Source organism: Oleiphilus sp. HI0123, from assembly GCF_001635315.1.
This window is the reverse complement of record NZ_LWGE01001638.1, coordinates 1-1,328: the sequence shown is the minus strand read 5'-3', so window position 1 is coordinate 1,328 and position 1,328 is coordinate 1. Positions and strand designations below refer to the sequence as shown.

Sequence of the window (1,328 nt, the reverse complement as noted above, 5' to 3'; positions counted from 1 at the left end):
GCTTGTGTCCATTCTACCGATGCAAATTTGGATTTAGCTTCACGCCAAAATTGAAAGTCTTCAGGCAAGTCATTCGCAACGCTATTTTGCGGAAGAGAGCCTTTCTGTTCTAGTCGATCAAACAACCAGCCGGTGGTAATTGCCAATACCATCGACAGGGCAATAAACAAGAGGGTCCATGGCAGCCCTATGAGTGCCACCATGATTATCGTCAGTGATAGTGAGTTCCAAGGGCTGGCAATAAGAAATGCCATGACTTGGCCGAGACTGGCACCTTTGCGCCTTAGCTCCATGCCGACCATTAGTATTCCGTGACTACATAAATCGAGTAGTACGCCTGCCAATGTCGCGCGCCACAGACCTTTGACGGTGCCTCCTTTTCCCAGAATCGAGATGATAAATTCCTGGGGTATACGACTTAACACACCGACAAAAGCAATGGCGAGCAGTATGCTCCACCACATAGTGTTTAGCAGTTCTTGAACGCTGTGGGCAATGACACCATACCAGTTGTCATGAGAGGGTTCGCTGAGTGCCAACACATAGAAGATAATTGAAAGCGTTAAGCTCCCCCAGAGTAACCAGTCTCGCTTTTCTGGAGAGTCTTCACAGCAACTGTTAGTTGCGGGCTCGCTCGTTGCCTTACTACTGCTGGAGCAGCATGACGTAGTATGTACGGGCTGTTTTTCTTTGCTGCAACAACTTGAACTACTTTCAGGCTTTTCAGGGTTATTTTTTTCAGAACTAGAGCCGCAGCAGCTTGATTTCGTTTCTTTCATAGCTTTACCCCTCCCTGTGTCGTTAGTTGCTCTGGTGCCTCGCTAAGCTTATCAAGAATAGCGCAGTGAGGGTCATTGTTAGATTGGCATTGGCTAGCGAGGTCTAGCAGGCACTGGTGCATCAGCCTAAGCTCAGCTATTTGCTCTTCAACTAATTTTGCTTTGTCCAAGACGAGGGATTTAACCTCGTGACTTTGTCGGCCTTTATTGTTGAAAAGATCAAGCAAGTGGCGACACTCATCAATATTGAAGCCTGTCTTTCGGGCGCGCTGGATAAACTGGAGCTGTTCCAGATCTTGTTCTGAATATTGTCGATAGCCGTTGGCAGAGCGCGAGCTAGGATGAACCAGGTCGATCTCTTCGTAGTAGCGAATGGTTTTAGAATTAAGGCCTGTTAGCTTTGATATCGCGCCGATATTCATCGTGCTACTCCTATATAAATTGATCTAATATGGAATAGCATAAACCTTACAGCTACTGTAAGGTCAATACAAATTTATTGAATTCGAAATTTATGACGAAAGTGGTCAGTGTAGGTGGGTATGACCA

2 protein-coding genes are annotated in these 1,328 nt (G+C 46.2%); both read right to left on the bottom strand.

Annotated elements, in window-relative coordinates; all coding sequences use genetic code 11:
* The coding region (locus A3761_RS22070; RefSeq protein WP_197473174.1) for a permease at window positions 1–779 on the bottom strand (779 nt) is incomplete at its 3' end.
* Window positions 776–1,201 carry a Cu(I)-responsive transcriptional regulator gene (gene cueR, locus A3761_RS22065; protein WP_068506746.1) on the bottom strand — a complete coding sequence of 142 codons (426 nt, stop codon included), beginning with the start codon at window positions 1,199–1,201 and terminating at the stop codon, window positions 776–778. The genes cueR and A3761_RS22070, both read right to left, overlap by 4 nt.
* Between the last annotated feature and the right edge of the window lie 127 nt (window positions 1,202–1,328).